Annotated in this window: 2 protein-coding genes; both read right to left on the bottom strand. The window is 39.3% G+C overall.

Translation table 11 applies throughout. The annotated features are described in order from the left end of the window. Positions 1 to 812: FIVAR domain-containing protein (locus HMPREF2846_RS13455; RefSeq protein WP_176745499.1), on the bottom strand; the 812-nt coding region annotated here is incomplete at its 3' end. Next, a partial coding sequence (locus HMPREF2846_RS13450; RefSeq protein ID WP_176745498.1) for an FIVAR domain-containing protein occupies positions 809 to 3,762 on the bottom strand: 2,954 nt, incomplete at its 5' end. The genes HMPREF2846_RS13450 and HMPREF2846_RS13455, both read right to left, overlap by 4 nt.

Below are 3,762 nucleotides of genomic sequence, written 5' to 3'. Positions count from 1 at the left end.
TCTTGAGCAGTTTTCGCTTCAACTGCTTTGTTCAACGCGTCTTTAGCAGCGTCTACTGCTTCTTGTGTCGCATTTGGATCTTCTTGAACGGCAATTGCTTTGGCTAACGCATCTTGGACCGCTTTATCTTCTTTATCTGTTGGGTCTAATGTTAAACCTTCCGCATTATTGATTGCTTTATCAAGTTCTGTTTTATCTGCTTTCGCAACCAATCCAGCTTGTGCATCTTTCAACGCTTGTGTTGCTGCTTTGATTTGATCAACAGTTACAGATTCCGGATTGTTCACAATACCTTGTGCGACTGCCATTGCATCAACTAATGGTTCAACACTATTAGGAGTAAAGTCCGCTTGGTTGATGGCTTTTGCTTTTTCAAGCTCATCTTTCAACGCTTCAAGTGCTGCATTAACTGCGTCTGCTTTATCTTGAGCAGTTTTCGCTTCGATTGCTTTGTTCAACGCATCTTTCGCTGCATCTACTGCGTCTTGTGAAGCATTAGGATCTGCTTGAACGGCAATTGCTTTGTCTAATGCATCTTGGACCGCTTTGTCTTCTTTGTCTGTTGGATCTAAAGTTAAACCTTCTGCATTATTGATTGCTTTATCAAGTTCCGCTTTATCTGCTTTCGCAACTAAGCCTGCTTGTGCATCTTTCAATGCTTGTGTAGCTTTTTTGATTTGATCAACAGTCTTATCTTTCGGAGCATCAACAATTGCTTGACCCACTGTTACAGCATCAGTTAATGGTTTCACACTATTTGGTGTGTATGCATCTTTATCTACTGATTTCACTTTTTCCAGCTCTGCTTTCAATGCATCAAGTGCTGCTTTTTTTCAGCTGCTTCTTTTGCATCTTGAGCTTTCTTAGCTTCAACCACTTTATTCAACGCATCTTTCGCTGCATCCACTGCTTCTTGTGTCGCATTTGGATCTTCTAAAACAGCTTTTGCTTTATCCAATGCGTCTTGAACTGCTTTGTCTTCTTTATCTTTTGGATCTAATGTTAAACCTTCAGCTTCAGTAATAGCTTTGTTCAATTCATCTTTATTCGCGTTCGCTTCAAGATTATTTTTAGCATCGTTAATTGCTTTAGCTGCTTCTTTCAACTCTTCTGGAGTCTTAGTCGCGTCTGCTTTCGCTGCTTCACCCGCTGCAACTGCATCTTCTAATGGTTTCACTGTATTTGGTTTGAAGTCATCTTTATTGATTGCATTTGCTGCATCGATTGCTTTTTGTAATTCATCTAAAGCATCTTGATGTTCTTTTGCTGCAATTGCATCATTAATTGCTTTTGTAGCATCTGCCACTTGTTGTGGTGTTGCGTTGCCGTCAGCTTTCACTTTTTCACCAACTGCTACTGTATCTTGAAGTGCTTTATCTTCTTTATCAGCAGCATCAAGGTTACCTAAAGCATTTGCTGCATCGATTGCTTTTTGTAATTCAGCTTTATCAGCTTTTTGAACTAGACCTGCTTGAGCATCTTTCAACGCCTGTGTTACAGCTTTGATTTCTTCTGTAGTTTTTGCATCTGGAATAGCTACAATTGCATTACCTTCGATTTCTTTATCTGTTAATGGTTTAACACTATCAGGTGTGTATTGATTAAGGTCGATTTTTGCGACTTTCGCAAGTTCTGCTTTCAACTCATCAAGCGCTGCTTGTTTTGCGTCTGCTTGATCTTGAGCAGTTTTAGCTTCAATTGCTTTGTTTAATGCATCTTTCGCCGCATTAACTTCATCTTGAGTCGCATTTGGATTTGCTTGAACTTCTTTTGCTTTTTCTAAAGCATCTTGTACAGCTTTATCTTCTTTATCAGCTGGATCTAAAGTAAATCCATCAGCAGTTGTGATAGCTTTATCAAGTTCTGTTTTATCTGCTTTTGCAACTAAACCTGCTTGAGCATCTTTTAATGCTTGTGTAGCAGCTTCAATTTCTGCTGTTGTTTTATTGTCAGGTGCATCAACAATTGCTTGTCCTGTTGTTTCTGCATCAGTTAATGGTTTCACACTATTAGGCGTGTACTCATCTTTGTTGATTGCTTTTGCTTTTTCAAGCTCTGCTTTCAACGCATCTAATGCTGCTTGTTTTGCGTCTGCTGCTTCTTTCGCTTCTTTTGCATCTTGAGCAGCTTTAGCATTAATTGCATCTTCTAGAGCTGCTTTCGCTGCATCTACTGCGTCTTGAGAAGCATTAGGGTCTGCTTGAACTTCTTTTGCTTTAGCTAATGCGTCTTGAACTGCTTTATCTTCTTTGTCAGCTGGGTCTAAAGTTAAACCTTCTGCAGTAGTGATTACTTTGTTCAATTCATCTTTATTAGCTTTTGCTTCTAAAGCTTTTTGAGCATCAGTGATTGCTTTGGCTGCGTCTTTCAACTCTTGTGGAGTCTTAGTCGCATCTGCTTTTGCAGTTTCACCTGCTTTAACCGCATCCTCAAAAGGTTTCACTGTATTTGGTTTAAAGTCATCTTTATTAACAGCTTTTGCATCTTCGATTGCTTTTTGTAATTCATCTAAAGCATCTTGATGTTCTTTTGCTGCGATGGCATCGTTAATAGCTTTTGTAGCATCTGCCACTTCTTGTGGTGTTGCATTGCCATCAGCTTTAACTTTTTCACCCGCCGCTACAGCATCTTGAATGGCTTTATCTTCAGCATCAGCAGGATTCAATTCACCTAAAGCGTTCGCTTTATCAATCGCTGCTTGTAAAGCGGCTTTGTCTGACTTAGCTTGTAATGCATTTTCTGCATCAATTAATGCTTGAGTTGCTTCTTTGATTTCTTCAGTTGTTTTCGCATCTGGATTTGCAACAATCGCTTTTCCAGCTTCCTCTTTTTCAGTTAATGGTGCAACTGTGTTTGGAGTGAAGTTGTCTTTGTTAATTTTAGCGACTTTTTCTAACTCTGCTTTTAATGCATCTAAAGCTTCTTGTTTAGCTTTCGCTGCTGCTTGAGCTTCTTTTGCATCTTGTGCATTCTTAGCGTTCACTGCATTTTCTAAAGCTTCTTTTGCCGCATCAACATCTGCTTGAGAAGCATTAGGATCTGCTTGAACTTCTTTCGCTTTATTTAAAGCATCTTGGACTGCTTTATCTTCTGCGTCTGTTGGATCTAAATTTAGACCGTCAGCATTTGTAATAGCTTTGTTTAACTCATCTTTATTAGCTTTTGCTTCTAAAGCTTTTTGAGCATCAGTGATTGCTTTGGCTGCGTCTTTCAACTCTTGTGGAGTCTTAGTCGCATCCGCTTTTGCAGCTTCGCCCGCTTTAACTGCATCTTCTAAAGGTTTCACTGTATTTGGTTTATAGTCAGCTTTATTGACTGCGTTTGCTGCGTCGATTGCTTTATTTAATTCATCTAAAGCATCTTGATGTTCTTTCGCTGCGATAGCATCGTTTAATGCTTTTGTTGCTTCTGCTACTTGTTGTGGCGTTGCATTATCATCAGCTTTAACTCTTTCAGCATCTGCTAATTTATCTTGAACCGCTTTGTCTTCTGGATCATTCGCGTCAAGGTTACCTAAAGTATTAGCTTTATCGATTGCTTTTTGTAACTCAGCTTTATCAGCTTTTTGAACTAAGTCTTTTTGAGCATCTTTCAATGCTTGGGTTGCTGCTTCAATTTCTGCTGTTGTTTTATTATCCGGTGCATCAACAATTCCTTGTCCTGCTGTTTGTGCATCAGTTAATGGTTTCACACTGTCTGGTGTGTACTCATCTTTGTTGATTGCTCTCGCTTTTTCAAGCTCTGCTTTCAACGCATCTAATG

The sequence above is a fragment of the Staphylococcus sp. HMSC056G08 genome (assembly GCF_001812305.1).
GTDB lineage: Bacteria > Bacillota > Bacilli > Staphylococcales > Staphylococcaceae > Staphylococcus > Staphylococcus simulans.
The sequence above is the reverse complement of the archived record's forward strand: the minus strand, read 5'-3'. Positions and strand labels throughout refer to the sequence as shown.